Genomic DNA, 26,096 nt, shown 5'->3' on the forward strand with positions numbered 1-26,096 from the left:
CCCCATTGCGGGCTCGACTATCGAAAACCAAGGATAGCCATGGATTACTTCATCGTCGTTGTGGTGACTGTTACAGGCCTGTACTTCCATTGGTGGCTGTATGTGCGCATGCGCCGCTGGATGGACCGCGACCTGGCCTTGTCACTGGCGGGCGAGGACCCGGTCAAACGGGCCTACATGCTTGATTGCCTGGAGCAGGCGCGGGGACAGAAGATCAAGCGGAAGGAATTGGCAGCCTGGCTTGAACGCCAGGCCGCCGCTTACACAGGTTAAGGCGCCAGGCGCTCACGCAGCCACTGACCCTCTACCCATCGATAGTTCAAACGATCATGCAGCCGGCTGGCGCGCCCCTGCCAGAACTCGATACGCTCAGGCAGCAGGCGATACCCCCCCCAATGCTCGGGACAGTGGGGCTGAGTATCGGAGAATCGCGCCTCGGTAGCCTTGACCAGGCCTTCGAGTTCCTCACGACCGGCAATCACTCGGCTCTGCGGCGAAGCCCAGGCCCCCAGGCGACTCCCCAGCGGACGCACCTGGTAATAGTCGTCAGACTCCTTGGCCGTAACCTTTTCCACCCGCCCCTCGATACGCACCTGGCGTTCCAGCGCCGGCCAGAAAAACGTCATGGCAGCGTATGGATTGGCCAGCAGTTGCTGGCCTTTGGCACTGTCGTAGTTGGTGAAAAAGGTGAAACCACGCTCGTCGAGCCCCTTTAGCAACAGCACCCGGCAATGGGGACGCCCTTGCTCATCGACAGTGGCCAGGGTCATGGCGTTCGCCTCAACCGGTGCCTGCTCGGTTTTCACGGCTTCGCCGAACCACTGGTGGAACAAGGCGAACGGCTCACCCGGTGCCTGGGCTTCGGCCAGGCCATCACGGGTGTAGTCGCGCCGCATATCGGCCAGAGATTGGGTCATGACTGCGTTTCCTTGACGATCAATTGGTCTTCGCAGAGGCTACTTTCTTTTCAGTCGTGGCCTTCTTTGCAACCGGCTTGGCCGGTGCGGCTTTCTTTTTCGCAGTAGCTTTGGCAGGAGCCTTGGCCTTGGCGGCTGGCTTTTTGGCGGCCGGCTTGGCGGCTGCCTTCGCCGCAGGCTTGCCGGCGGCTGCCTTGGCTGCGGGAGCCGGAGCGTCCTGGGTGGCAACCATCGACGCAGGCGCAGGTGCAGGCGCTGCCTGTTGGTACTTGGCCAGCAGCGCAACCATGGTGTTCTGCGGGGTCAGCAGCATTTCAACGCGGCGGTTCAGAGCGCGGCCTTCGGCGCTGTCGTTAGCAGCACGTGGCATTACCGAGCCCATGCCCTTGAGGGTCAAGCGGTCACGCTGCAGGCCGCTGAGGCGGAAAATCGCCGATACCGAAGCTGCGCGCTCCAGGCTGAGCTTCTGATTGGCTGCGGCGGCGCCGCTGGTGTCGGCGTGACCGAGAATCAGCACGGCGGTCTTGGGGTCGGTTTCGACGGTCTTGGCCACGCGAGTGATCGGGCCCAGGGTCATCGGTAGCAGCATGTTAGGGCGATCCGGGTTGTAGGAGCCGTCCACGGGGATGGTCACCGCGAGCACGTTGTCACGGCGTTCCAACTCGAACTTGCTGTCTTTGATGGCTTCACGCAGCTTTGGCTCGTATTCATCGAGCCAGGCCTGGGTGGCCTTCTGGTCGATCTTGGGTGCAACCGGGCCCTTGGCCTGCTTGTCGTCCCCGCCAAACGGCCACCACCAGCGGCTGCCGCTCTCGGACTTGGCATCGGCCTTGGCCACCTTTTCAGTCACGGCTTCCTTCACTTCCTGCTCGGCCACTTTGTCCGAGCCGAACGGCCACCAGCTGTGGCCTGCGTCGCTCGACGCATTTTGCGAATGCTGGGCACAGCCGGTAACGGCCAGGCACAGAGCGAGTGCTAAGGTTTTATGTGAAGACATCAGCGATACACCATGAAATAGAAAGAAATTTTGCCAACACACATCAGGCGTTGGCATTGAGGATAGTCAAAGGGCCTGGGCATTACCCGCACTACCCGATCAAAGGCAAGTGCCAAGAACGCGTACCAGCTTCTGGGCACGAGGGTCCATCAGCACATAGGGGCCCAGCGTATTGGTCACGAAACCAAAGGCTACGTCGTACTCCGGATCGGCAAATCCGACCGAACCGCCGGCCCCTGGGTGACCGAAGGCCCGGGCGCCCAATCCGAACGTCGCGTTGGCCACATCAGGCTGGTCGAGCATGCAACCCAGGCCGAAGCGTGTCTGGGTCAACAAGGTTCGGTCCTGGCCAAGGCTGTGCTCACGGGTCAGCTCATCGAGCAGTTCCGACTCCAGCAAGCTGCCGTCGAGCAGGCCGGCGTAAAACCCCGCGAGGCTACGGGCATTGCCATGGCCATTGGCCGCTGGCTGCTGCATGCGTCGCCACTCAGGTTTGTTGGTGCTGGTGAGAATGGCCGGGGGATTGGTGAAGGCACGAGTGGACAAGGCCTCGGGCTCACGCAGGGTCACCTGTAGCAGGCGCTGGGCCGCCGCGTCGCCGGGGTTACCCTTGCCGCGGGCGATGTGCGCCACGCGATGGAACTCTTCGTCGGCCAGACCGACATGGAAATCCAGCCCCAGGGGACGAGCAGTACGGGCGACGATCGACTCGCCTGGGCCACGCCCATCGACACGCCGGATGAGCTCACCGATCAGCCAGCCATAGGTGATAGCGGCATAACCGTGCTCGGTGCCCGGCGTCCACCAGGGGGCTTCGGCTGCCAAGACGTCGACCATGGCTTGCCAGTCGTAAAGCGCCTCGGCCGGCAGCAGTTCGCGAATGGCCGGTAGGCCAGCCCGGTGGCTGAGCAATTGGCGTAAGGTCACGGACGCTTTGCCGGCCTGGCCGAACTCAGCCCAGTAGCGCACCACAGGAGCATCCAGGCTGAGCTTGCCCTCCCCGACCAGTTGCAACGCGGTGACGGCAGTGAAGGTCTTGGTGCACGAGAACAAGTTGGCGATGGTGTCGCTGTGCCAGGCCTCGCGGCCGTCCTTGTCGGCACTGCCGGCCCACAGATCCACCACGGTTTCGCCGCCAACCTGGATGCACAGTCCCGCACCACGCTCCTGGGGATCGTCGAACAACGCGGCGAAGGCTTCTCGCACCGCCTCGAACTTCAGCTCATAGTGACCCTGGATCTGCACCCGACAGCTCTCCGTACGACTCATCTCAACGAAAGTTGTGCATTGTTCCAGTAGTTGGCCAATTTGCAAACTGAATGTGGCCGGATGGTCATACGTGGCACGGGGCCGCTACGCTCTGTTGGTACTGCCATATAGCCGCCTAGCGGCCCTGCCCTCATTGCACAGGCTGCTCCAGGCCTTTGCGTAGGTGCTCGAGCGCCTGCTGGTTGCTCTTGCGCACCGCCTCCACAAACCCCGGATACGGCACGTCGGTGATGGCGACCAGGCCAAGGTGGCCGTTTTCCCCATCGAGCAGGCGCCCGCTGGCTGGCTGATCAAGGTACTGGAACCAGTGCGCACCGACGATCATCGGCTGGCCCAGAGCCGCCTTGAGGAAGTTGCCATAGGCCGGCCCACGGTCCTCCTCCCTTGCGACCTCCACCGGCCCCGGCCAGAACGGTCCACGATCGCGCGAGCCGAACTGGAACTCCGAGACCAGTACGGGCCTGTCCAGTTCAGCCAAGCGAGCGAAGTCATAGCCGTCCTCAGGCTTGAGGGTATAGAAATTGAAGCTGAGCACGTCGCAGAACTCGGCGCAGGCCTTGACCGCTTCCGGGGTGCTCACTGCATATCGACCGCCCAGCAACAGGTGGTTGGGTGCATGCCATTTGAGCGCGTCGGAGATGGTCTTGAAATACGTCTCGGCAAATACCTGCTGGAAGTACTGGTAGTCGCGCTCAATCTCGGGATGCTCGGGGTTCGGCAAAGGCGCTTCGAAACCAGGGTCTTCCATCAGCTCCCAGGCCTGCAGGTCGATGCCCCAAGCCTTGGACAAACCTTGCTGGTTGCGGTACTTGTCGCGCAACTGTTTGAGGAAGGCGCGCTTGGCCGGCACATCGGTCGTCAGGCGCAAGGTGCCGTAAGCCAGGCCATAGCGGGCCTTGGGGTCTTCGCCAGGGGCCGCCCAGGCCAGTTCGTTGTCAGCGAAGTAGCCGATCAGCCATGGGTCATCACGGTGATCCCGAGCCGCGATGGCGACCGCACGCTCGGTCGCCATGGCAAAGCGCGGGTCGAACGGATCGGGCATGCGGCCCCACCAATCCATGCCGGTGCTGATGCTGGTGTAGTCGCCGACGATTGACAACGGCAGGGTATAGGGCATCCGCCGAGCCTGCCCCAGCGCCGGATCGCTCCAGTTGCCCAGGGTGTTGAAGCCCCAGGCCTGCAGCCGGTCCAAGGTATGGGCCTGCCAGCGTGCAGCATCCAGGGAGGCTGGTGGGCACGGCACCGCTGGGCTTGCCGGACAAGGCTCGCCATAGGTGCGGTATAGATTGGCTGCATAGAAGTCGAACCAGCGACCTTGCTTGAAATTGCGCCCCTGGGATGAGGCATTGCCATCGTCGTTGTTACCCTGCCCATAGAAGGCTGCCAGCGGTTCACCCTCGCCAGGCAAAGCCTTGAACATGCTTTCGCGGCCCGCCACATATGTACGCCCGCCATCGGCGGCCACTGCATTGACGCCCAGGGAATAGAACGCGTGCCCATCCGGCGTCACCAGGTACCAGCGTCCGTCGCGCTTCTCGGTTCGAAAGAACCCTTTGGCTTCGAATGCAGGCCCGGCCAGCAGCCCCCCGTAGGCATCGAGCTGCTGTTTGCCGCGGGCATCAAGCCAGCCCTTGAGCTGCTGCTGCTCACGTCCTCGGGCGGCTTTCAACTGCTCATCACTGGTGATTTTTTCAGGCCATCGCCCGCGCGTAGACTGGCCGTAGGCGTCGAGCAGCCCTTCGTAGGCGGCCGTGAAGACCTGGTCATCGTCCTGGATACCGACCCTCTCGATCAGCAGGCTCTGGGCCACCTTCGGATTGGGGATGCTCAGGCTGACGCCAACCACCTGCGCAAGATCCACCTCCCCTGCACTGCTGGCGAGCAATACGCGCTGCCCCTCATACATCCAGGGCATTGGCGGCCCGGCGCGCATGCCCTGGCTCAATGGCGAACGGGCCCGCAAAGGCACCAGCACCGTCTGAGCAGGGCCCGCAGGTAGGTCGATACGGCTGCTCAGGGTGCGACCGTCGCTACTCTGCACCGTTACGTCCACAGTCAATGCCCAGTCCATGGCGCTTTGCAATCGTAGGGTCAGGGCCTGGCCGGCTGACCAATCCCAGGCGCCATTCTGCGGGCTCAGGCGCAAGGTCGGCTGCTGCACTGGGTTGAACACCACGCGCCGCAGCACCTCGCCTTCAGTGGTCTGCTCGGCGTTGTATTGCGGCATATGGGCATCGGCTGTAGTCACATTGACCACCGCTGCCGGACGCACGAAACTGAACAACGTCTGCTGCCCGGCCAGCAAGGGCGAGCTGAACAACAGGGCGAGAACGGCAGGCAGGGTGCGGCGGATCATAGGGTTGAAGCTCTCCTTCAGGACCATGGGTCCGTGACAGGTAATGAACAGCAGGTCGTAGCCGAGCCGCGACCGTCAGGAAATTTCCCGCCGGAACGGCGGCAGCGCATTGAGGATAGCCTTGCCATAGCGCTGGGTGACCAGGCGACGATCGAGCAACGTGATCACCCCGCGGTCCTGCTCGGTACGCAGCAGGCGACCGCAGGCCTGGATCAAGCGCAACGAGGCGTCGGGGACGGCGATCTCCATGAACGGGTTGCCGCCACGGGCTTCGATCCACTCGGCCAGGGCCGCTTCGACCGGATCGTCCGGTACGGCGAAGGGGATCTTGGCGATGACCACGTGTTCGCAGTAAGCGCCGGGCAGGTCGACACCCTCGGCAAAGCTCGCCAGGCCGAAAAGCACACTGTGCTGGCCGTCATCTACGCGCGCCTTGTGCTTGTTCAGGGTTTCCTGCTTGGACAGATTGCCCTGGATGAGCACCAGCTTGCGCCAGTCTCGATCCAGGCCATCGAACACGTCTTGCATTTGCTTGCGCGACGAGAACAGCACCAACGCGCCACGGGCCTCCTCGAGCATGCCCGGCAGTTCGCGGATGATGGCTGCAGTGTGTCCCGGCACGTCGCGCGGGTCGGCTCCCAGGTCAGGGACCCGCAACAGGCCTGCATCGCCGTGCACGAACGGACTGGGTACGACACAGGTGATCGCATCGCGTGGCAGGCCCGAGCGCATGCGGAATCGATCGAATTTACCCAAGGCAGTGAGGGTCGCGGAGGTCACCAAGGCGCCATGAGCGACGTTCCACAGGCTGCGACGCAGCATTTCAGCAGCCAGAATGGGGCTGGCGTTGACCTCGATGTCGAACAGCGCACCACTTTCGGCAAGTGTGAGCCAACGCGCCATGGGCGGGCTGTCTTCGGGGTCCTCGGTGGTAAAGGCGGTCCATAGCTCCCAGTTGCCCTGGGCACGGGTCACCAGGCTGCCGAACAGCGGGTACCATTCCTCGGCCTGATGACTGGCGATACCGATGTTGACCTCACCGTCCATGCCTTCCTTGAGCAGGTCGGCCAGCCGGGTGAACACATCATTGAGACGGGCGAAGCCTTTCTTCAGCTCGATCCCAACCTCGCGAATCTGCTCCGGCACCACACCGCCCTCGAAGCGGTAGCGTGGACGCTCCCGGCCTTCCATGTCTTCACCGGGACGGAAATCCGCGACCTGCTCGCACAGGGTGAACATGAACTGTTGCTGGGTACGCACTTCCCGCGCCAGTTCCGGCACTTGTTCGATCAGCTTGCCCAGGTCACCCGGCAAAGGATGCTGAGCCAAGAGCTTGGTGAGGTTCTTGGCGGTCTGCTCCAGCCAATCCGCGGTCGAGCGCAGCCGCGAGTAATGGGCGAAGTGGCCAATGGCCTTGTCCGGCAGGTGATGGCCTTCGTCAAAGACGTAAATGGTATCGCGCGGATCGGGCAATACGGCACCGCCGCCCAGGGCCAGATCGGCCAGGACCATGTCATGGTTGGTGACGATCACATCGACCTTGCCCATACCCTCACGGGCCTTGTAGAACACGCACTGCTGGAAGTTCGGGCAGTGGCGCCCCGTGCATTGGCTGTGGTCGGTGGTCAGACGGGCCCAGTCCTGGTCCTCGAGTGCCTCGGGCCAGCTGTCGCGGTCGCCGTCCCAGCGGTTGCCGGCGAGCCGCTCGATCATGCTGTTGAACAGCTTCTGGCTCTTTTCATCGACCTCGATGCGGAAGCCCTCTTCCTCGAACAGCTGCGCGGTGGCCGATTGGGCATGCCCCTCCTGCAACAGGATGTCGAGCTTGGACAGGCACAGATAGCGGCCACGGCCCTTGGCCAGGGCGAAACTGAAGTTGAGCCCGCTGCTGCGCATCAGGTCGGGCAGATCCTTGAAGACGATCTGCTCTTGCAGGGCGACGGTTGCTGTGGCGATCACCAACCGCTTGCCGGCAGCCTTGGCGGCGGGAATGGCGGCCAGGCTGTAGGCGACCGTCTTGCCGGTACCGGTACCGGCCTCGACCGCGACCACGGCGGGCTCGCCTGCACGGCGTCCTTCATCGTCACAGGCGATGTCGCCGAGCACCTTGGCCACTTCGGCGATCATCAGGCGCTGGCCGTAGCGGGGCTTTAGGCTCTTGGCTTCGAGAAAACGCGAGTAGGCGCCCTGGATGGTGGCTTTGAGTTCGTTGCTGATCATGGTCTGCAGGCGCCCGGAGGGCTGGATAAATTTTCAGTGTTTCGCATGGGCCGGCTATCATACCCCGCTATTGCCCTTTATGCCGCATGGAGATCCGGATGCTTGCCTTTGCCCTGCCCTACACATTGCATGTCCTCGCGGCCCTGGTTTGGGTCGGCGGTATGTTCTTCGCCTGGCTGGTACTGCGGCCAGCGGCGGTTTCAGCCCTCGAAGGGCCTGCACGACTGAAGTTGTGGGTGGAAGTTTTCCGACGGTTCTTCCGATGGGTCTGGCTGGCAGTGGTCATTCTTGCGATAAGCGGTATCGGGATGTTGCACCTGCGCTTCAATGGCTTCGAGACCGCACCGCGTTACATCCAGGTGATGATTGGGGGTGGGATTGCCATGTTTGCGTTGTTCATGCGGGTTCAGGCGCTGTTGCTGCCACAGCTGCGGGCGGCAGTGACGGCTGAGGACTGGGCGACGGGGGCTGGCGTGCTTGGGCAGATTCGTCGAATGGTCGGGGTTAATTTGCTGTTGGGGATTTTGGTTGTGGTGGTGGCCAGTTCGCGGGTTTTGGTTTGAGGTTGTGCTTGGGCTTCTCCGGCTAGCGGTGCAAGCCTCCATCTCGCGACTTCGGCTCACGCCGAAGGGCACTGCGCGCCAGCTCTACATAAACCTCCACGCGGCCTTGAGGTCGCCATTGATAGCGCCTGGACTATCGCGCATCAAAGGCGAAACAGCACAGAACCTGGCGCTGGCGAAGCCTGCGATGGGCCGCGCAGCGGCACCAGCTTGAATGGTTGAGGGTCGCTCCACCGTCCCAAACGGGCCACCATCAGCGCGCCGAGTGGAGGTGCTTGGGACGAACTGAACCAGCTTCGCCCCAAGAATCAACTCATAAGCGCTCCAGGACCAACTCCCCAGCCGCTCCTGCCAACCCGGGCTGCCCCTCCACGCCTGGCCGCCCATCCGCACCGGCGTCGGTTCGATAAACAAGGCATCCCTTGCTGGCGCCGCCCAAGCCAGCCTTGCCCGCCGCACCCGGCTTGCCCGGCGCACCGCCATCGAGCCGAACCTGGATACGCTCCGGCGGGAACCCCTCCGGCACAGCCAGGCGAATGCGCCCACCGGAAGCGCCATCATGCCCGTTTCCACCGTCGTCTCCATTAGCGCCGCGGCTAGCCTGGCCCCAGGTACAACCGCCGGCTTTGCCGTTGGCACCATCGAGCCCGACATAGCCTGGCGCACCGGCGCCGCCTCGGGCATCGATCGACAGCCGCTGCGCCTGCAACCCGTTCAGCCTGAGTTCCAGATCCCGCCCAGGCCGAGCGGCGCGTTCATAAGTGCCGGCAGCGCCGGTGGCACTGATTTCGCTGCCGTCACCCAGCTCGGCAACACCGGTCTCGATACGCAAAGGGGCCTCGGCGGGGGTAATGGCTATGCGCGCATCGCGCCCCAGCACCAGACGATCCACCTTCAGTTCCGTCAGCGTCGCGGGCAGCAACAGTGTCGCCGAATCGGCGATCTGCAATTGCTCAAGGTGCACGCTGCTCGCTTTGTTCGGTAGGCGCAGCACCGAATGGGCCGCAACGTCCAGGCTTTCGGCCTGGACCATGGGACTGGTCAACGCCAGCATCAACATCACCTTACGCATGGCGTGGCGTCTCCAAGGGCTTGGGAATGGACATGACATGAAAAATGCCCGTCAGCAGGATCTGCAGCCGATCGAACCAACGGTGGCTACGCCCGCGCAAGCTGGCATTGAAGAACAGCACTTCCAGGCAGTGCAGGCTCAGCAGGAAAATCCCCACGGCATTGAGTAACAGATTGAACGGCAGCGGTTGCGGCATGAACAGGTTCACCAGCACCACCCACCAGAACACCACCGTCAGAGCCTTGCCCAGGCCCAGGATGAATTTCATACCCGCCCCCTGAATTTGTTGTTATGGCTGCAAGGCCCGAGCGAGCAGGCCGTGCAGCCAACAGTAAACCTATGCCAGGGTAGGCGCTAGAGGTGTCAATTCAGGTGCAGTTCTACCCGTCGATTACGAGCCCGACCTTCTTCTGTGTCGTTGTCGGCCACAGGCTCACTTTCGCCGCGGCCTTGGCTGGTCACCTTGTCCGCGGCCAGACCCTGAGCGATCAGGAACTCCGCGACACTGCCGGCACGCTGTTCAGACAGGCCCTGGTTGTAGGCATCGGTGCCGACGCTGTCGGTAAAGCCAATGACCTTGATACGGGTCACCTGCGGATCGCTCAGCTGAGGGAGCAAGGCGCGCAGGCGTTGCTGGGCCTCGACGGTCAACTGTGCCGAGTCGAAGGCGAACAGCACCTGCCCCTGGTCATCCAGGGTAATGACCTCAGGCACCGGCGCTTCGCCTGCCGGTGGCGTTGTCGGATACTGCGGCAACGGGCAGCCCATGTGATTGACCGACGTCCCGGCCGGGGTATCAGGGCAGCGGTCGCGACGGTCGAACACGCCATCACCATCCCCGTCACCGTCCTGGGCGTAGCAGATCAAGCCACCGGCGATGGCGCCGAGCGCTCCGGCACCGGCAGCCCAACTGGAATTCTCGATGGCACCCAGGCCGCCGCCGACCAGCCCGCCTAGCAGGCTGCACAGGGGCCAGGTCCTTTGATTGAGGGGCGCGCTGCCATCGCTGTGGGTGGCACAACCGGCGAGCAGGCCTGTAACCAGCACCAGCGGCAACGCCGCCTTCGACATAACACCCATGATCAATGCTCCTGTGTCACCGGTCTCTACCGGTCACCCGAGTAAAGACGCGCCCATGCCACTGCTCAAGGCATGGGCGCATGCCGTCAGCGCTGGATCTTGATCTCGGTGCGGCGGTTCATGGCACGGCCATCAGCCGTCGCGTTGTCGGCAACCGGCTGGGACTCCCCGGCCCCTACCACCGCAACGAAGCTGCTACGTGGCACACCGCTTTCGACCAGATAGTCGGTGACCGAATGCGCACGGCGCTCGGACAGTTTCTGGTTGTAGGTATCAGAACCCACACTGTCGGTATGTCCGGTGACGGTCAGGCGGGCGCTGGGCGCTTCCTGCTTCAGTCGGGTGGCAATGGTGTTCAGTCGCTCCTTGTCGGTGGCAGTCAGGCGGGCGGAATCGAATTCGAAGTGCACGTCGCGGATGACGATGACCTCTTCCTTCTGTACCACCACCTCCTCGACCGGCGCCGGTGCCGGTGGGCAGCCGTTGGCATCGACCTGTACACCGCGTGGCGTGCCAGGGCACTTGTCCCGGCTGTCCGGTACGCCATCGCCATCTTCGTCGCCATCGCCGTGGGCCCAGCAGTAGCCCGCCGCCAGGCCACCGCCAAGCAGCGCGCCCCAACCCGCCCAAGTGGAACTCTCGATGGCGCCGAGGGCTGCGCCACTTACACCCCCGACGGCAGCACACTTCGGCCAGTCGGTTTTTTGCAAACCTGCACAACCAGTCAACACGCTGGTGAGCAGGACCAGGGGTATCGCTGTGCGTACTATGCTCATTTTGTCGCATCTCCTAGGGGGAATCGGCATAAGACCGATCCTTCGGAGTAAAGACCGCCCGCTTCCTCTCTGCCAGCAATAAGCCACACAGGGCACCACGCCTCTTTGCCGAGCGCGCCCGGCCCGATAGGCTAGGACGACCTGAACGAGGATTGGCAATGACCGACAGTTTCTCCCAGCGCACCCCACAGCAGGCCCTGGCAGCCTTGCTCGAGCGCTTCACACCCCAGCGTCTGCTGCTGGTGGGCACGCGCTTCCCGGCCTTGGAAGCCTTCGCCCAGGCGCATCCGCAAGTGCATATCGAAGTGGTCCCGCCAGGCCCGCTGCCCGCACCGGCCGCCGCCCAGCGCTTCGACCTGGCGGTACTGGTGGATTGTCTGGAGCACCTGCCCAAGCGCACCGGCCTTCAGTTGCTCGGCGGCATCCGCAACCTCAATGCCAGCCGGGTCGCAGTGCTCGCCGACCTGCAAGCCTGCGGCTGGCAGGACACGGACTTCTTCGCCCTGGCGCTGTCGGCCAGCGAGAAGTTCCGGCGAGACGAGCAGGTATTGAGCCTGTTCACCTATGATCTACATGACTACAAGCAGGTCCCGGACTGGCTCAACGCCAAGTTCTGGGCAAACCCTGAAAACTTCGGCAAGTACTGGTGGTGATTCAATGAGTGTCTCGGTCTGTCCATGCGGCAGTGGCAACCTGCTCGATGCCTGTTGCGGGCGATACCATGCCGGCACCCCGGCGCCCGACGCCCAGGCCCTGATGCGCTCGCGCTACAGCGCCTATGTGCTGGGCTTGGTCGACTATCTGGTGGACACCACCCTGCCGGCCCAGCAGGCCGGCCTGGACCGCGCCGCGATCGCTGCCTGGAGCGCCCAGAGCACCTGGCTTGGCCTAGAGGTCGAGAACGCCGAGGTATTGGGCGGACAGCCTGAGCACGCCTTCGTCAGCTTTACCGCACGCTGGCATGACCAGCACGGCGATCACCAGCACCGCGAGCGCTCTGCCTTCGTTCAGAACAGTGGTCGTTGGTACTTCATCGACCCGACAGTTTCACTCAAGGCCGGACGCAACGACCCTTGCCCCTGCGCCAGCGGACAGAAGTTCAAGAAATGCTGCGCCAGTTACATTGGTAGCTGACCATGAGCACCCTGGCCCGCCTGCTTGCCCTGTCATTGCTGATGACGCTCCTGGCGGGCTGTGCGAGCTGGGGTGACGACGAATGGCGCGAACCGCAGGTGCACCTGGTCCGGGTCGAGACGGTCAAGGCCCGGTTGCTGCAACAGGAGTTCATTCTCCACGTGCGGGTCGAAAACCCCAACGACAGCCGCTTGTTCATCCGCAGCCTGGACTACTCGGTACGCCTGAACGACCTGTTGCTGGTGCAGGATGAAGCCAGCCTGTGGCGAAGCGTCGGCGGCCACGCCCAGCGCACGTTCAAGATCACGGCCCGAACCAACTTGTGGCAAAAGCTCAAGCCCTTGGCCAAGATGCTCAAGCGCGAGCAGCCTCTGCACTACCGCCTGCAAGCCGAACTGCACACGGGACTGATCATCCATCGGGACCTGCACTTGTCGCGCAGTGGTGAGATAATCCCCGGCGATCTTCAACCGGAGTAACCCTGCAATGACCCAGCAACCCCATGTTCATGGCCCGGACTGCAACCACGGTCACGACCATCACCATGATCACGACCACGGCCACGTGCACGGCCCGCACTGCAACCATGGCCATCAGGAGCCGGTGCGCAACGCTCTGAAAGACGTTGGCCGCAACGACCCGTGCCCGTGCGGTAGCCAGAAGAAATTCAAGAAGTGCCACGGGGCCTGACCCCGCGGCAGCGGCACGTTTCAAGCGACAAGAAAAAGCAGACTCGCCCTCGACCTGCTTTGACTTGAAGCTTGAAACTTCAGGTCCGGCCAACCACTGGGCAGCCCCCTGAAAATAAAGCCTACAGGCACCTTGCATGGCGACCGCGCGCTCACTAACGTAGCGCCTTTCCGAATCCCGCCACGCCCTGCAGGAGCCTTGTCATGGCAGCCCCCGTCCTTCCCCCCTTCCGCCTTCGGTTCGGCCCCGCTGCCGTCGTGCTCGGCATGTTCGGCCTTGCCGGCTGTCAGGTGGGCGGCTACCAGGACAGCGTGCCTCCGACCACTGGTGTGCAACCGCTCAAAGGCCTGGCACAGAATGTCTCGGTACGCCGCAACGCCATGGGCGCACCGCTGATCGAAAGCAGCAGTTTCCATGATGCCCTGTTCAGCCTGGGCTACGTGCAGGCCGGCGATCGCATCGAGCAGATGGTCGCCATGCGCCTGCTGGCCCAAGGGCGCCTGGCTGAACTGGCCGGCCCTGACGCCTTGGACATCGATCGTCTGATGCGCGCTGCCAACCTCAAGCAAAGCGCTGGACAGCTTTACGCCGACGCCTCGCCACGCCTGAAGCGGTTCTTCGAGGTCTATGCCCGCGGCGTCAACGCCTATCTGTTCCGTTACCGCGACAAGTTGCCTGCGGACCTGGCCCGCAGCGGCTATCGCCCGGAATATTGGAAGCCTGAGGACTCGGCGCTGATCTTCAGCCTGTATGCCTTCAGCCAGTCGGTGAACCTGCAGGAAGAACTGACCGCCCTGACCCTGGCGCAGAAAGTCGGCAGCGACAAGCTCGCCTGGCTGCTGCCAGGTGCTCCCGACGAGCCACTGGCCGAAGCCGAACTGGACAAGCTCAAGGGTTTGAACCTCAAGAGCCAACTGCCAGGCCTGGAGCGCTTGGGCGCTGCAGGGCAGAAGCTCGCCGACCTGGGCCTGCTGGGCAGCCCCGGCTCGGCCAACCTGGCACTGTCGCCGCAACGCAGCCGCAGCGGCAAGAGCCTGTTGGCCAGCGATAGCCGCGCCACGTGGGCCCTCGCCCCGGTACAGATCCACACCGGCAAGTATCAAGTCGCAGGCCTGGCACTGCCGGGCCTGCCCATCATCCTCGCCGGCTACAACGGCAAGCTGGCCTGGAGCAGCAGCGCGGTGATGGCCGACAACCAGGACCTGTATCTGGAGCAATTGCGTCACCAGGGCAGCCAGGTGAGCTACTTGGCCGATGGCAAGTGGCAACCTGCCCGCGCACGCAGCGAAACCTTCTTCGTCCGCGGTCAACGTCCCCTGCGTGAAGTCATGTACGACACCCGCCACGGCACTCTGCTCAGCCAACCGGCCAATGCCAGCCTCGGCCTGGCCCTGAACCTGCCACAACTCAAAGGCGATCGCAGCCTTGACGCGCTGTTCGACCTGACCCGCGCATCGTCGGTGGAGCGGGCCTTCGACAATACCCGTGAAGTCGGCGCCGCTGCCCTGAACTTCGTCTTCGCCGAACCGCAGCACATCGGCTGGCAGGTCAGCGGCCGCTACCCCAATCGCCGCGAAGGCCAGGGCCTGCTGCCCTCGCCCGGCTGGGATAGCCGTTACGACTGGGATGGCTACGCCGATCCAATGCTGCACCCTTACGACCAGGACCCGGTCGCCGGCTGGGTCGGCCATGCCAACCAACGCAGCCTGCCACGTGGCTACGGGATGCAGCTGTCCAACACCTGGTACTACCCCGAGCGCGCCGAGCGCCTGGCCCAGCTGGCCGGCAACGGCCGCCACGACAGCCGTAGCCTGATGGCCCTGCAGAACGACCAGGTCGCTCTGCTGGCAGACAAACTCAAGCAGATGTTCGACGCCCCCGGCATGGCCCAGTCGCTCACTCAAGCGATCGACGCATTACCGGCCGCCCAGCGGGACAAAGCGCGTGAAGCACTGACCCGGCTAAAGGCTTTCGATGGCCGCCTGAGCCCGGTATCGGCCGATGCCGCGCTGTATGCATTGTTCCTGCAGGAGGTCGCTCGCCAGACCTTCCTCGACGATCTGGGCCCGGAGTCCAGCCCGGCCTGGCAAGCGTTCATCGGCAATGCGCAGCTTTCCTACTCGGCCCAGGCCGACCACTTGCTGGGCCGCGAGGACAGCCCGTTCTGGGATGACCGCAACACGCCGCAAAAAGAAGACAAGCCTGCCATTCTCGCCCGTAGCCTGGCGGGGGCCGTGGATGCTGGCGTCGCCCAGCTGGGCAGCGACCGTCGCGCCTGGCAATGGGGCAAGCTGCACCAGTATCGCTGGCCAGCACCGACCTACCATGGCCTGGGTGACGCCATCAGCCGCAACCCCATGGCCGCAGGCGGCGATTTCAGCACTCTGGCGCTGACGCCTTATGCCTGGGGCGGCAGCTTCGATACCTACCTGCCGGCATCGGCGCGCATGATCGTCGATTTCGGGCAGGCCGAACCGCTGCAGGTGCTGACGAGCAATGGCCAGTCCGGCAACCCGGCGAGCCGGCATTACAGCGATGGCCTGGACGCCTGGTTCCAGGGCCGTTTCATGAACCTGCCGCTGCAACAGCAGAACTTCTCCCGCGCCTATGGCTCGCAGCGACTCACCCTGGTCCCTGGCCGCTGATCGCAAGCCCCCTTTGAACCGCGACGTCCGCCGTTGGACGCTCGCGGTTCCTTCACCAAGAACTTCCGTGACCCTGTCGTGCTCTGAGGTTACAAGCCCTTAGCCAACCGGCACGCCTATGGATCTCGTCATCGCCCGCCCCGAAGGCCTCTATTGCCCGCCCGGTGATTTCTACATCGACCCGTGGCGCCCGGTGGACCGCGCAGTGATTACCCACGGCCACGGCGATCACGCCCGGCCCGGCAATCACCATTACCTGACTGCCGCCCCCGGTGCAGGCATCCTGCGCAGCCGATTGGGGCCGGACATCCAGCTGCAGACGCTTGCCTATGGCGAACGCCTCGAACACCGGGGCGTGACCTTGAGTTTTCACCCCGCTGGCCACGTGCTCGGCTCGGGCCAGGTGCGCCTGGAATACCGAGGCGAGGTCTGGGTCGCCTCGGGAGATTACAAGATCGAGCCGGACGGCACCTGCGCTGCGTTCGAGCCGGTGCGCTGCCATACCTTCATCAGTGAGTCGACTTTCGGCCTGCCGATCTACCGCTGGCAACCTCAGGCCGAGGTGATGGCGCAGATCGATGCCTGGTGGCGGGCCAATCGTGAACAGGGCAAAACCAGCGTGCTGTTCTGCTATGCCTTCGGAAAGGCCCAGCGGATCCTCCACGGCTTGGACCCGCACGCCGGCCCAATTCTGGTCCATGGCGCGATGGAACCTCTGAACCGCGTCTATCGGGAAGCGGGCGTGCACCTGGCCCCGACGCACTATGCAGGCGACATCCCCCGCAACGATCCGATGTTGCGCCAGGCCCTGGTGCTGGCTCCGCCTTCGGCGGCCGGTAGCAGTTGGATGAAGCGCTTCGGCGATTACAGTGACGCCTTGGCCAGCGGTTGGATGCGCCTGCGCGGCACCCGACGACGCCGCGGCGTGGACCGCGGATTCGTGCTCTCCGATCATGCCGATTGGCCGGGGCTGCTATGGGCGATCGAGCAGACCGGCGCCGAGCGGGTGATGGTCACTCACGGCTCGGTCGATGTGTTGGTGCGCTACCTCAACGAACAGGGCCTCGATGCCCGCGCCTTCGCTACCGAATACGGCGACGAGGACGAGACCGACACCGAGGCTGGCACATGAAGACCTTCGCCGAGCTCTATCTGCGCCTGGACGCGACCACATCCAGCAATGCCAAGCTCGAGGCCCTGCGCGACTACTTCGCAGACGCACCTGCCGAGGATGCAGCCTGGGCCGTGTACTTCCTGGCCGGCGGCCGTCCGCGGCAAATGGTCCCTACCCGTCTGCTGCGCGAGCTCACCCTTGAACTTTCGCACTTGCCCGACTGGCTGTTCGAAGAAAGCTACCAGGCTGTGGGCGATCTGGCAGAGACTATTTCCCTGGTGCTCCCGGACAACCCGCATGGCAATGACGAGGGACTGGCCTTTTGGGTCGAGGAGCACCTGCTGTCCCTGCGCGGCCTACCGCCGGAAACCATCCGTCAACGCCTGCCAGGCTTGTGGTCGCAGCTGGATCGGCCCGGTTTGATGCTATGCCTGAAACTTATCACCGGCAGCTTCCGCGTCGGGGTGTCCAAACTGCTGGTGACCCGCGCCCTGGCCCAGCTCGCCGGTCTGGATGCCAAACGCGTGGCGCAGCGCCTGGTGGGCTATACCGATCTCAGCCACCGCACGACGGCGCAAGACTACCTGCAGCTGATCGCCGCCGAATCTGCCGACGAACATCGCCAACGCGGCGGCCAGCCCTACCCGTTCTTCCTCGCCCACGCGCTGCAGGCTCCCGTCGAGCAGTTCGAGACGTTGCTCGGCCCGGTGTCTGCCTGGCAGGCGGAGTGGAAGTGGGATGGCATTCGCGCACAGGTGGTCAAGCGCGATGGCCAGCTGTGGATATGGTCGCGGGGAGAGGAACTGGTCACCGAGCGCTTTCCGGAACTGCACAGCCTGGCCACCACTTTGCCTGACGGTGTAGTGCTCGATGGTGAAATCCTGGTGTGGAAACCGGGCAGCCAAGCCGGCGATGTCGCCGTGCAACCTTTCGCCCTGCTGCAACAGCGCTTGGGCCGCAAGACGCTGGGCAAGAAGTTGCTCACCGAGGCGCCGGTGGTGCTGCAAGCCTATGACCTGCTCGAATGGCAGGGTGAAGATTGGCGCAACCGGCCTCAACATGAACGTCGGGCCCAACTGCAACACCTGACGCAGCAGTACCCACTGGCCCCGGTGCTGCTGTCACCGTTGCTACAGGGCAGCGACTGGCATGACCTCGCCCGCCAGCGCGAGCAGTCACGCAGTCTGGGCGTCGAAGGTCTGATGCTCAAGCAGCGCGATGCCCTCTATGGCGTGGGCCGCACCAAAGACATGGGCCTGTGGTGGAAGTGGAAGATCGATCCTTTCAGCGTCGATGCCGTGTTGATCTACGCCCAGCGCGGTCATGGCCGTCGTGCCAGCCTGTACAGCGATTACACCTTTGCCGTCTGGGACGGGCCACCGGGGACTCCCGGACGCACCCTGGTGCCTTTCGCCAAGGCGTATTCCGGACTGAGCGATGCAGAAATGCGCCAAGTCGACGCCATCATCCGCAAGACTACGGTGGAAACCTTCGGCCCGGTGCGCAGTGTGACCCCGACACTGGTGTTCGAGCTGGGCTTCGAGGGTATTGCCTTGTCCAAACGCCACAAGAGCGGCATCGCGGTGCGCTTTCCGCGCATGCTGCGCTGGCGCCATGACAAACCTGTGCAAGAAGCCGACGACCTGGCCACCTTGCAGGCCTTGCTTGCCTGAGTGCGGGCAAACCCGCGCAAGGAAGCTGCGCAACGGCAGAAGTTATGCTTCTATCTTTCTGCCGACTGTCATCGCAGACCGTATTCGCCACTTCAGCCAGGACCACCATGCATCATTCGACCCACGACCTGCTGTCCCCTGTCCCGGGCATTGCCCGCCAGCTTCATAGCTTCCACTTCGGCCCTCGCGGCGGTGGCAAGGTGTACATCCAGGCGTCACTGCATGCCGACGAGCTACCCGGCATGCTGGTGGCCTGGCACCTGAAGCGCCGTTTGCTGGAGCTGGAACAGGACGGGCGGCTGCAACGCGAGATCATCCTCGTTCCGGTGGCCAACCCCGTGGGCCTGGAACAGGTGCTCCTGGACGCGCCCTTGGGGCGCTTCGAGCTGCAAAGTGGCGAAAACTTCAACCGCAACTTCGTTGATTTGTCCGACAGTATCGGCGATCAGATCGAGGGCCATCTGACCCATGATCCTTCGCACAACCTGGCCCTGATCCGCGAGTACCTGCGCCGGGGCCTGGATGCGCATCCCGCGCGCACCCCACTGCAATCCCAGCGCCTGACCCTGCAACGCCTGGCGTGCGATGCCGATATGGTTTTGGACCTGCATTGCGACTTCGAGGCCGTGGAGCATCTGTACACCACACCGGAGGCCTGGGATCAGGTAGAGCCGCTGGCCCGCTATCTGGGCGTGCAGGCCAGCCTGCTGGCCACGGACTCCGGCGGCCAGTCTTTCGATGAATGCTTCAGCCTGGTGTGGTGGCAGTTGCAGCAACGTTTTGGCAAGCAGTTCCCCATCCCTCTGGGCAGTTTCTCTGTGACTGTCGAGCTACGCGGGCAGGCAGATGTCAGCCACGACCTGGCCACTCAGGATTGCCAAGGGATACTCAATTTCCTGACCCATGCTGGGGTGATTTCAGGAGAAGCGCCCGCCCTGCCGCCATTGGCGTACCCGGCAACGCCGCTGGCCGCCGTGGAGCCTGTGGTGGCGCCGTTGGGCGGGCTGTTGGTCTTCCACGCGACACCCGGCCAATACCTGGAGGCGGGCGAGCTGATCGCGGAAGTCATCGATCCGCTGAACGACCGGGTGACCGCGGTGCGCAATACCCAGCCTGGCCTCCTTTATGCACGCAGCGTCAGGCGCATGGCCACAGCGGGCATGGTCGTCGCCCACGTGGCGGGCGAGCAGGTCTGTCGCAGCGGTTACCTGCTGGCCAACTGAGCCCGTCGTGCTGGCTGGCCCTCAGGCCACCGGCGAAGGAGGTGGTTCGTCAGGCAAGGTCGGCTCTCCCGGCTCCATGGGTGGCGACTCGCCAGGATCCGGGGGCTGAGGTGTGTCGGGGTCGGGCTGATGGGGTACGCCACCGGCTTGTACGGGCGTTGAAGGGTGCGCCAGCAATGACCAAGCCAGCAGCCCTATCTGGTTGGGCTGCAGGACGGCGAGCTTCGCACTGATTGCGGGGTGAAGTTTCATTGGCGGCTCCCGGCGATGCCCGATGCGCGTCATGCGCACCGGATCGTTCTAGCCATTGGAGTGCCTGGCGGACGAGGAATTCCCCGCGCTCGTCGCCTCAGGTGCGTGGCAGGGTGACGCCGCGCTGCCCTTGGTATTTACCACCGCGATCCTTGTAGGACACTTCGCACTCCTCATCGGATTCGAGGAAGAGCATCTGCGCCACGCCTTCATTGGCATAGATCTTCGCCGGCAAGGTGGTGGTATTGGAGAACTCCAGGGTCACGTGACCCTCCCACTCCGGTTCCAGCGGCGTGACGTTGACGATGATGCCGCAACGCGCGTAGGTGCTCTTGCCCAGGCAGATGGTCAGCACATTGCGCGGAATGCGGAAGTACTCGACGGTGCGGGCCAGGGCGAAGGAGTTCGGAGGAATGATGCACACGTCGCTCTTGACGTCGACGAAGCTGCCGGCGTCGAAGTTTTTCGGGTCGACAGTGGCCGAATTGATGTTGGTGAAGACCTTGAATTCATCGGCGCAGCGCACGTCGTAGCCGTAGCTGGACACGCCGAAGGAAATGACTCGGCTGTCCTCGCCGCCGCGCACCTGGCGCTCGACGAACGGTTCGATCATGCCGTGTTCCTGCGCCATGCGGCGAATCCACTTGTCCGATTTGATGCTCATGGCGGGAGTGTCCTGAAAGTGCTAGGTGAAAAACGAGACGCGCATCTTACCGGTCCCGGCGGCTACGGCAAAGTTCCATCCCGCAATCCCGCGCCGGACGGGAGCTGCAGCCGCCGCCGATCCGATTTTCGACAAAGCCGTCATTGACCATTGGCAGGTCGGGGAAAGTGGGTTAAGGTGGCGCCACTGTGCTGCACGTGACACCGAGAATCTCTGTTTGATGCACGATTCCTATCGGCCCATCGCTGAATTTTCCGCTCTCTTTGCACTCAGTCCCGGCCAGGGTGTTCCTGTGCCGAAATCTACTTTGTCCAAGGAGACATACCATGTCCAACCGCCAATCCGGTACCGTCAAGTGGTTCAACGATGAGAAGGGCTACGGCTTCATCACCCCTCAGTCGGGTGACGATCTGTTCGTACACTTCAAGGCCATCCAGGCTGACGGCTTCAAAACCCTGAAAGAAGGCCAGGCTGTTACTTTCGTCGCTACCCGCGGCCAGAAAGGTATGCAGGCTGAAGAAGTTCGCATCGAAGGTTAATCCTTCTTTCGCGCTTCAAAAAAACCCGCCATATGGCGGGTTTTTTTATGCCTGACGCAGAAATTTGCAGGCTTCTTCGCGGATTGAACCCGCTACCACAGCGGCGGGAGCGGGTTTACCCGTGAAGCAAACCTGTCGGTCCTGCGGATTCAGTCCTCGCTGATGGTGATGTTCGGCATCGCAGGCGCCGCAGCTTCCTGCAGCACGATCCGCGCCCCTACCTGGCGGGCCAGTTCCTGGTAGACCATGGCGATCTGGCTTTCCGGCTCGGCAATGGCGGTCGGCTTGCCGTTGTCGGCCTGCTCGCGGATCAACATCGACAGGGGCAGCGAGGCCAGCAGGTCGACGCCATACTGAGCGGCGAGCTTCTCCCCGCCCCCCTCGCCGAACAAATGCTCGGCATGACCGCAATTCGAGCAGATGTGCACGGCCATGTTTTCCACCACACCCAGCACCGGAATGTTCACCTTGCGGAACATCTCCACGCCTTTCTTCGCATCCAGCAGCGCCAGATCCTGCGGGGTGGTGACGATCACGGAACCTGCCACCGGCACTTTCTGCGCCAGAGTCAACTGGATGTCGCCGGTGCCAGGCGGCATGTCGATCACCAGATAGTCCAGGTTATCCCAGGCAGTCTGGGTCACCAGTTGCAGCAGCGCGCCGGAGACCATCGGGCCGCGCCAGACCATTGGGGTATTGTCATCGGTGAGGAAGGCCATCGACATGACTTCCACGCCGTGCGCCTTGATCGGCACGAACCACTTCTGCTCGCGGATCTGAGGGCGGGTGCCCTCCGCGATACCGAACATGACACCTTGGCTCGGGCCATAGATATCGGCGTCCAGGATGCCGACCCGGGCGCCTTCGCGGGCCAGGGCCAGGGCCAAGTTGGCAGCGGTGGTGGACTTGCCCACCCCGCCCTTGCCCGAGGCCACGGCGATGATGTTTTTGACGTTGGCCATGGCCGGGACCTGAGCCTGGGCCTTGTGCGCCACGACCACGCACTCGACGGACACTTGTGCGGCCGTGACGCCGTCCAGGTTCTCGATGGCCGTGCCCAGCACCTGCGCCCAGCCATTCTTGAACAGCCCGGCCGCATAGCCCAACTGCAACTGCACATTGACCTGGCCGCCCTGGATATCGATAGCGCGCACGCAACCGGCGCTGACCGGATCCTGGTTCAGATAGGGGTCGGTGTACTGGCGAAGCACGCCTTCGACGGCGGCACGTGTGACGGCACTCATGGAGGCTCCCATTGGCAGGCTTTAGATCGAACAGATGCCTATGCTAACCCGTCAATCGTCAGCAGATGCGTCCTTGGGGTGAAATATATTCGTCAGCCCTTTATAGTTGCCGATCATCTTTATTTTTCCATCCTGTCGCCAGATTAAGTAGCCGAGCCACCATGTCCGAGCCACGCCAGATTCTCGTCACCAGCGCCCTGCCCTATGCCAACGGTTCAATCCACCTTGGCCATATGCTCGAGTACATCCAGACGGACATGTGGGTGCGCTTCCAGAAGCTGCGCGGCAACCAGTGCATCTATGTCTGCGCCGACGACGCCCACGGCTCGGCCATCATGCTGCGCGCCGAAAAGGAAGGCATCACACCCGAACAACTGATCGCCAATGTCCAGGCCGAGCACAGCAGCGACTTCGCCGACTTCCTGGTCGACTTCGACAACTTCCACTCGACCCACTGCGAAGAAAACCGCGAGCTGTCGAGCCTGATCTACACCCGCCTGCGCGACGCCGGCCACATCGCCACCCGTTCGGTCACCCAGTATTACGACCCCGAGAAAGGCATGTTCCTGGCCGACCGCTTCATCAAGGGCACCTGCCCCAAGTGCGCGGCCGAAGACCAGTACGGCGACAACTGCGAAAAATGCGGCGCCACCTACGCACCCACCGAGCTGAAGAACCCAAAATCGGCAATCTCCGGCGCCACGCCGGAGCTGCGCGACTCCCAGCACTTCTTCTTCAAGCTCCCGGATTTCCAGGCCATGCTGCAGCAGTGGACCCGCAGCGGCACCCTGCAGGAAGCGGTCTCGAACAAACTCGCCGAGTGGTTGGATTCGGGCCTTCAGGAGTGGGACATCTCCCGTGATGCGCCGTACTTCGGCTTCGAGATTCCAGGCGAACCCGGCAAGTACTTCTACGTCTGGCTGGATGCGCCGATCGGCTACATGGCCAGTTTCAAGAACCTCTGCGCGCGTCGTCCGGAACTGGACTTCGACGCGTTCTGGAAAGAAGACTCCAAGGCCGAGCTGTACCACTTCATCGGCAAGGACATCGTCAACTTCCACGCCCTGTTCTGGCCGGCCATGCTCGAAGGCGCGGGCTTCCGCAAGCCAACCGGCATCAACGTGCACGGTTACCTGACCGTCAACGGCGCGAAGATGTCCAAGTCGCGCGGCACCTTCATCAAGGCGCGTACCTACCTGGACCACCTGGCCCCCGAGTACCTGCGCTACTACTACGCCTCCAAGCTGGGCCGTGGCGTCGACGACCTGGACTTGAACCTCGACGACTTCGTGCAGAAGGTCAACTCCGACCTGGTCGGCAAAGTGGTCAACATCGCCAGCCGCTGCGCAGGCTTCGTGCACAAGGGCAACGAGGGCGTCCTGGTCGCCGGCGATGCCGCACCCGAACTGAGCGAGGCCTTCCTCGCGGCTGCGCCGTCGATCGCCGAAGCTTACGAGAACCGTGATTTCTCCCGCGCCATGCGTGAAATCATGGCACTGGCCGACCGCGCCAACGCTTGGATTGCCGACAAGGCCCCCTGGTCCCTGGCCAAGCAGGAAGGCAAGCAGGACGAGGTCCAGGCCATCTGCGCCCAGGGGATCAACCTGTTCCGCCAACTGGTGATCTTCCTCAAGCCTGTGCTGCCGCTGCTGGCTGCCGATGCCGAGGCCTTCCTCAACGTCGCGCCGCTGACCTGGAATGACCACCTGTCGCGCCTGGAAAACCACAAGCTCAACCCATTCAAGGCACTGATGAATCGCATCGAGCCTGCTAAGGTCGAAGCCATGGTCGCCGCCAGCAAGGAAGACCTGGCTGCCACCCAATCCCCGGTCCCGGCAGGCAACGGTGAGCTGACCAAAGACCCGCTGTCGCCAGAAATCGAGTTCGACACTTTTGCCGCGGTCGATCTGCGCGTGGCGCTGATCGTCAAAGCTGAGGCCGTTGAAGGGGCCGACAAGCTCCTGCGCCTGACCCTGGACATTGGCGACGAGCGTCGCAACGTGTTCTCCGGTATCAAATCGGCCTATCCTGACCCAGCCAAGCTCGAAGGCCGTCTGACCATGATGATCGCCAACCTCAAGCCACGGAAAATGCGCTTTGGCGTGTCCGAAGGCATGGTCATGGCGGCCGGCCCGGGTGGCGAAGATATCTACCTGCTCAGCCCTGACAGCGGCGCCAAGCCTGGCCAGCGCATCAAGTAAGCGTCCGCGTTTCTGCCCCGGCCCAGTGCCGGGGCATTTCCATCCCCGGCCGCCTACCGGATAATGACGGCAGCCCCGGCCATCGGCATCCCCATGAACGACTACGTCTTGGTTCTGGTCAGCGCTGCGTTGATCAATCACCTGATCTTGCATAGGACGCCGGTCTCTCGCCTGCGGATTCACTTGCTCGGCGCATCCATAGCCTTACTCATGCTTTTGGGCCTGCCGCTTGGAAAGCTTTTGCATGATCAAGTGTTGAATGCGTTGGGCCTGCAGGACCTGCAATTGTTCCTGTTCCTACCGCTGTTGCTGTTACTGGGCTGGGGCATCGCCAATGCGCTCCAGCGGATACAGCCGACCTGGCCATTGCAGGACCTGCTGCCCTGGCTGCTCTGCAACGCCCTGGTGCTAGGCTTGCTGCTACAGGTCATCCATGCGAATGATCGATGGTTGGCGGTGTGGGGATGGGGCGTATTCGGTGGATTGGGCTTCTGGCTTGCCCTGGCATTGTTCGATGACCTGCGCCAACGCAGCGATCATTCAGACCTCCCCAGTGCTTTGCGTGGCCTTCCCATCGACCTGATCGGCGCCGGAGTGATGACCATGGCATTTTCCGGTTTCAACGGATTATTTACACAATGAGTCTGATTCAACGCATCGATGCCCTGCTGCCGCAAACCCAATGCGGCAAGTGCGGCCATGCCGGTTGCCGGCCCTATGCCGAAGGGCTGGCCGCGGGCGAAGCGATCAACAAATGCCCACCCGGCGGCGACGAAACCATCGCCGCCCTTGCCAACCTGCTCAAGGTACAGGTCATTGCACTGGACACCGAGCGTGGTAACGCACCGCCCCAAGTCGCCTTTATTCGCGAGGCCGAATGTATCGGTTGCACCAAATGCATCCAGGCGTGCCCAGTGGATGCCATCGTCGGCGCTGCCAAGCTGATGCACACGGTCATCGCCAGCGAGTGCACCGGCTGTGACCTCTGCCTGGCGCCTTGCCCGGTCGATTGTATCGACCTGCTGCCCCTGCCCGACAAGATCGTACCTATCGTCGGCGGCCTGGCTCACACTGCCGAACAACTCGATGCCCGCGCCAAACGTCGTGACCACGCCCGTCATCGCCACGAACAACGCAATGCCCGACTGCAGCGCGAGGAAGCACGTCGCCAGGCCGAACGTATGGCACGCAGCCAGCGTGCTGCGAGCAATCCGACCGCCAGTGGCGACGCATCCGACCCGATCAAAGCCGCTATCGAACGGGTCAAGGCACAAAAGGCCGCCCACAACGATGCCGCCCTCAAGCAAGCCAAGATCGCAGCGGCCATGAGCCGCGCGCAACTGAACAAAGCCCGCAGCGCATTCGGCGCCGCACCGAACGAGGCGCAGCACGCCCAGTTAAACCTCCTGGAAAAAGCCGCCAAAGACGCCCAACAGCACCTCGACGCCCTTCAGGCCGGGGCGGATC

General features: G+C 63.2%; 25 protein-coding genes and 1 pseudogene. 14 read left to right on the top strand and 12 right to left on the bottom strand.

Annotated elements, in window-relative coordinates; genetic code table 11:
• Positions 1-39 precede the first annotated feature (39 nt).
• On the top strand, positions 40-273 hold the full coding sequence (locus J5X93_RS20420) for a hypothetical protein (RefSeq protein ID WP_043213111.1): 234 nt from the start codon (positions 40-42) through the stop codon (positions 271-273).
• On the opposite strand, the gene pdxH is transcribed toward J5X93_RS20420, so the two are convergent.
• From pdxH to dinG, 5 genes are all read right to left on the bottom strand, one after another.
• Positions 270-917 carry a pyridoxamine 5'-phosphate oxidase gene (gene pdxH, locus J5X93_RS20425; RefSeq protein WP_043213110.1) on the bottom strand — a complete coding sequence of 216 codons (648 nt, stop codon included), beginning with the start codon at positions 915-917 and terminating at the stop codon, positions 270-272. The two genes, J5X93_RS20420 and pdxH, sit on opposite strands and share 4 nt — an antisense overlap.
• A gap of 19 nt (positions 918-936) precedes the next feature.
• Complete coding sequence (locus tag J5X93_RS20430) at positions 937-1,914, bottom strand: OmpA family protein (RefSeq protein WP_043213109.1); 978 nt, start codon at positions 1,912-1,914, stop codon at positions 937-939.
• A gap of 99 nt (positions 1,915-2,013) precedes the next feature.
• Complete coding sequence (locus tag J5X93_RS20435; RefSeq protein ID WP_102081843.1) at positions 2,014-3,159, bottom strand: serine hydrolase domain-containing protein; 1,146 nt, start codon at positions 3,157-3,159, stop codon at positions 2,014-2,016.
• Between the two features lie 154 nt (positions 3,160-3,313).
• Positions 3,314-5,539: a beta-galactosidase gene (locus tag J5X93_RS20440; protein ID WP_102081842.1), complete on the bottom strand. Its 2,226-nt coding sequence runs from the start codon at positions 5,537-5,539 to the stop codon at positions 3,314-3,316.
• A gap of 75 nt (positions 5,540-5,614) precedes the next feature.
• Positions 5,615-7,759: an ATP-dependent DNA helicase DinG gene (gene dinG, locus J5X93_RS20445; protein ID WP_102081841.1), complete on the bottom strand. Its 2,145-nt coding sequence runs from the start codon at positions 7,757-7,759 to the stop codon at positions 5,615-5,617.
• A gap of 98 nt (positions 7,760-7,857) precedes the next feature.
• On the opposite strand from dinG, the gene J5X93_RS20450 reads away from it, so the two are divergent.
• Complete coding sequence (locus tag J5X93_RS20450) at positions 7,858-8,322, top strand: CopD family protein (RefSeq protein ID WP_043213103.1); 465 nt, start codon at positions 7,858-7,860, stop codon at positions 8,320-8,322.
• Between the two features lie 313 nt (positions 8,323-8,635).
• On the opposite strand, the gene J5X93_RS20455 is transcribed toward J5X93_RS20450, so the two are convergent.
• From J5X93_RS20455 to J5X93_RS20470, 4 genes are all read right to left on the bottom strand, one after another.
• Positions 8,636-9,394, bottom strand: coding sequence for a hypothetical protein (locus J5X93_RS20455; protein WP_102081840.1), 759 nt, complete (start codon positions 9,392-9,394; stop codon positions 8,636-8,638).
• Positions 9,387-9,662, bottom strand: a complete 276-nt coding sequence (locus J5X93_RS20460) for a DUF1145 domain-containing protein (protein WP_090345063.1) — start codon at positions 9,660-9,662, stop codon at positions 9,387-9,389. The genes J5X93_RS20455 and J5X93_RS20460 overlap by 8 nt, the downstream gene beginning before the upstream one ends.
• Positions 9,663-9,757: 95 nt before the next feature.
• Complete coding sequence (locus tag J5X93_RS20465; protein ID WP_043213096.1) at positions 9,758-10,474, bottom strand: PA1041 family peptidoglycan-binding anchor lipoprotein; 717 nt, start codon at positions 10,472-10,474, stop codon at positions 9,758-9,760.
• 86 nt (positions 10,475-10,560) lie between these two features.
• Entirely contained in the window at positions 10,561-11,250 is a 690-nt protein-coding gene (locus J5X93_RS20470; RefSeq protein WP_043213095.1) for a PA1041 family peptidoglycan-binding anchor lipoprotein, read from the bottom strand.
• A 158-nt stretch (positions 11,251-11,408) separates the two neighbouring features.
• Between J5X93_RS20470 and J5X93_RS20475 the strand changes: the two genes are divergently transcribed.
• From J5X93_RS20475 to J5X93_RS20510, 8 genes are all read left to right on the top strand, one after another.
• Complete coding sequence (locus J5X93_RS20475) at positions 11,409-11,903, top strand: DUF6231 family protein (protein ID WP_043213092.1); 495 nt, start codon at positions 11,409-11,411, stop codon at positions 11,901-11,903.
• A 4-nt stretch (positions 11,904-11,907) separates the two neighbouring features.
• On the top strand, positions 11,908-12,384 hold the full coding sequence (locus tag J5X93_RS20480; protein WP_043213090.1) for a YchJ family protein: 477 nt from the start codon (positions 11,908-11,910) through the stop codon (positions 12,382-12,384).
• 2 nt (positions 12,385-12,386) lie between these two features.
• Positions 12,387-12,863, top strand: a complete 477-nt coding sequence (locus tag J5X93_RS20485; protein ID WP_043213087.1) for an LEA/WHy family protein — start codon at positions 12,387-12,389, stop codon at positions 12,861-12,863.
• Positions 12,864-12,870: 7 nt separating this feature from the next.
• Complete coding sequence (locus J5X93_RS20490; protein WP_011532538.1) at positions 12,871-13,074, top strand: SEC-C metal-binding domain-containing protein; 204 nt, start codon at positions 12,871-12,873, stop codon at positions 13,072-13,074.
• Between the two features lie 203 nt (positions 13,075-13,277).
• The gene (locus J5X93_RS20495; RefSeq protein ID WP_102081839.1) at positions 13,278-15,719 is read left to right on the top strand and encodes a penicillin acylase family protein; all 2,442 of its coding nucleotides are present in this window, start codon (positions 13,278-13,280) and stop codon (positions 15,717-15,719) included.
• A gap of 118 nt (positions 15,720-15,837) precedes the next feature.
• A complete protein-coding gene (locus J5X93_RS20500; protein ID WP_043213082.1) occupies positions 15,838-16,851 on the top strand; it encodes a ligase-associated DNA damage response exonuclease in 1,014 nt (337 codons plus the stop codon).
• A complete protein-coding gene (locus J5X93_RS20505) occupies positions 16,848-18,506 on the top strand; it encodes an ATP-dependent DNA ligase (RefSeq protein ID WP_250033952.1) in 1,659 nt (552 codons plus the stop codon). The genes J5X93_RS20500 and J5X93_RS20505 overlap by 4 nt, the downstream gene beginning before the upstream one ends.
• Before the next feature lie 107 nt (positions 18,507-18,613).
• The gene (locus J5X93_RS20510; protein WP_102081837.1) at positions 18,614-19,729 is read left to right on the top strand and encodes a succinylglutamate desuccinylase/aspartoacylase family protein; all 1,116 of its coding nucleotides are present in this window, start codon (positions 18,614-18,616) and stop codon (positions 19,727-19,729) included.
• Between the two features lie 21 nt (positions 19,730-19,750).
• Here the strand turns inward: J5X93_RS20510 and J5X93_RS20515 are convergent, their stop codons facing one another.
• Together J5X93_RS20515 and dcd are read right to left on the bottom strand one after the other, a co-directional pair.
• On the bottom strand, positions 19,751-19,981 hold the full coding sequence (locus J5X93_RS20515; protein ID WP_080642124.1) for a hypothetical protein: 231 nt from the start codon (positions 19,979-19,981) through the stop codon (positions 19,751-19,753).
• A gap of 97 nt (positions 19,982-20,078) precedes the next feature.
• Entirely contained in the window at positions 20,079-20,645 is a 567-nt protein-coding gene (dcd, locus tag J5X93_RS20520; RefSeq protein WP_043213075.1) for a dCTP deaminase, read from the bottom strand.
• Positions 20,646-20,971: 326 nt separating this feature from the next.
• Here dcd and J5X93_RS20525 point away from each other — a divergent pair, with 326 nt between their 5' ends.
• Positions 20,972-21,184, top strand: a complete 213-nt coding sequence (locus J5X93_RS20525) for a cold-shock protein (protein WP_043213073.1) — start codon at positions 20,972-20,974, stop codon at positions 21,182-21,184.
• Positions 21,185-21,333: 149 nt separating this feature from the next.
• Here the strand turns inward: J5X93_RS20525 and apbC are convergent, their stop codons facing one another.
• Positions 21,334-22,428, bottom strand: coding sequence for an iron-sulfur cluster carrier protein ApbC (apbC, locus tag J5X93_RS20530; protein ID WP_043213071.1), 1,095 nt, complete (start codon positions 22,426-22,428; stop codon positions 21,334-21,336).
• Positions 22,429-22,589: 161 nt separating this feature from the next.
• Here apbC and metG point away from each other — a divergent pair, with 161 nt between their 5' ends.
• The 3 genes and pseudogenes from metG to rsxB form a co-directional block, all read left to right on the top strand.
• Positions 22,590-24,629 carry a methionine--tRNA ligase gene (metG, locus tag J5X93_RS20535; protein WP_102081836.1) on the top strand — a complete coding sequence of 680 codons (2,040 nt, stop codon included), beginning with the start codon at positions 22,590-22,592 and terminating at the stop codon, positions 24,627-24,629.
• 93 nt (positions 24,630-24,722) lie between these two features.
• The gene (locus J5X93_RS20540) at positions 24,723-25,271 is read left to right on the top strand and encodes an Rnf-Nqr domain containing protein (RefSeq protein ID WP_102081854.1); all 549 of its coding nucleotides are present in this window, start codon (positions 24,723-24,725) and stop codon (positions 25,269-25,271) included.
• Positions 25,268-26,092: pseudogene (gene rsxB / locus J5X93_RS20545) on the top strand (electron transport complex subunit RsxB); the annotation flags it as partial. The gene J5X93_RS20540 and the pseudogene rsxB, both read left to right, overlap by 4 nt.
• Positions 26,093-26,096: the final 4 nt, after the last annotated feature.

The organism is Pseudomonas sp. BYT-1 (genome assembly GCF_023611805.1).
Lineage (GTDB): Bacteria > Pseudomonadota > Gammaproteobacteria > Pseudomonadales > Pseudomonadaceae > Aquipseudomonas > Aquipseudomonas guariconensis.

What these genes read in the sequence shown, in the direction of transcription:
- J5X93_RS20460 (WP_090345063.1), bottom strand. Translation starts at nt 9,662, where the DNA reads ATGAAATTCATCCTGGGCCTGGGCAAGGCTCTGACGGTGGTGTTCTGG.
- J5X93_RS20465 (WP_043213096.1), bottom strand. Translation starts at nt 10,474, where the DNA reads ATGGGTGTTATGTCGAAGGCGGCGTTGCCGCTGGTGCTGGTTACAGGC.
- J5X93_RS20485 (WP_043213087.1), top strand. Translation starts at nt 12,387, where the DNA reads ATGAGCACCCTGGCCCGCCTGCTTGCCCTGTCATTGCTGATGACGCTC.
- J5X93_RS20515 (WP_080642124.1), bottom strand. Translation starts at nt 19,981, where the DNA reads ATGAAACTTCACCCCGCAATCAGTGCGAAGCTCGCCGTCCTGCAGCCC.
- J5X93_RS20500 (WP_043213082.1), top strand. Translation starts at nt 15,838, where the DNA reads ATGGATCTCGTCATCGCCCGCCCCGAAGGCCTCTATTGCCCGCCCGGT.
- J5X93_RS20495 (WP_102081839.1), top strand. Translation starts at nt 13,278, where the DNA reads ATGGCAGCCCCCGTCCTTCCCCCCTTCCGCCTTCGGTTCGGCCCCGCT.
- dinG (WP_102081841.1), bottom strand. Translation starts at nt 7,759, where the DNA reads ATGATCAGCAACGAACTCAAAGCCACCATCCAGGGCGCCTACTCGCGT.
- J5X93_RS20540 (WP_102081854.1), top strand. Translation starts at nt 24,723, where the DNA reads ATGAACGACTACGTCTTGGTTCTGGTCAGCGCTGCGTTGATCAATCAC.
- dcd (WP_043213075.1), bottom strand. Translation starts at nt 20,645, where the DNA reads ATGAGCATCAAATCGGACAAGTGGATTCGCCGCATGGCGCAGGAACAC.
- J5X93_RS20480 (WP_043213090.1), top strand. Translation starts at nt 11,908, where the DNA reads ATGAGTGTCTCGGTCTGTCCATGCGGCAGTGGCAACCTGCTCGATGCC.
- J5X93_RS20510 (WP_102081837.1), top strand. Translation starts at nt 18,614, where the DNA reads ATGCATCATTCGACCCACGACCTGCTGTCCCCTGTCCCGGGCATTGCC.
- J5X93_RS20450 (WP_043213103.1), top strand. Translation starts at nt 7,858, where the DNA reads ATGCTTGCCTTTGCCCTGCCCTACACATTGCATGTCCTCGCGGCCCTG.
- J5X93_RS20475 (WP_043213092.1), top strand. Translation starts at nt 11,409, where the DNA reads ATGACCGACAGTTTCTCCCAGCGCACCCCACAGCAGGCCCTGGCAGCC.
- J5X93_RS20505 (WP_250033952.1), top strand. Translation starts at nt 16,848, where the DNA reads ATGAAGACCTTCGCCGAGCTCTATCTGCGCCTGGACGCGACCACATCC.
- metG (WP_102081836.1), top strand. Translation starts at nt 22,590, where the DNA reads ATGTCCGAGCCACGCCAGATTCTCGTCACCAGCGCCCTGCCCTATGCC.
- J5X93_RS20490 (WP_011532538.1), top strand. Translation starts at nt 12,871, where the DNA reads ATGACCCAGCAACCCCATGTTCATGGCCCGGACTGCAACCACGGTCAC.
- J5X93_RS20420 (WP_043213111.1), top strand. Translation starts at nt 40, where the DNA reads ATGGATTACTTCATCGTCGTTGTGGTGACTGTTACAGGCCTGTACTTC.
- J5X93_RS20470 (WP_043213095.1), bottom strand. Translation starts at nt 11,250, where the DNA reads ATGAGCATAGTACGCACAGCGATACCCCTGGTCCTGCTCACCAGCGTG.
- apbC (WP_043213071.1), bottom strand. Translation starts at nt 22,428, where the DNA reads ATGAGTGCCGTCACACGTGCCGCCGTCGAAGGCGTGCTTCGCCAGTAC.
- J5X93_RS20440 (WP_102081842.1), bottom strand. Translation starts at nt 5,539, where the DNA reads ATGATCCGCCGCACCCTGCCTGCCGTTCTCGCCCTGTTGTTCAGCTCG.
- J5X93_RS20455 (WP_102081840.1), bottom strand. Translation starts at nt 9,394, where the DNA reads ATGCGTAAGGTGATGTTGATGCTGGCGTTGACCAGTCCCATGGTCCAG.
- pdxH (WP_043213110.1), bottom strand. Translation starts at nt 917, where the DNA reads ATGACCCAATCTCTGGCCGATATGCGGCGCGACTACACCCGTGATGGC.
- J5X93_RS20430 (WP_043213109.1), bottom strand. Translation starts at nt 1,914, where the DNA reads ATGTCTTCACATAAAACCTTAGCACTCGCTCTGTGCCTGGCCGTTACC.
- J5X93_RS20525 (WP_043213073.1), top strand. Translation starts at nt 20,972, where the DNA reads ATGTCCAACCGCCAATCCGGTACCGTCAAGTGGTTCAACGATGAGAAG.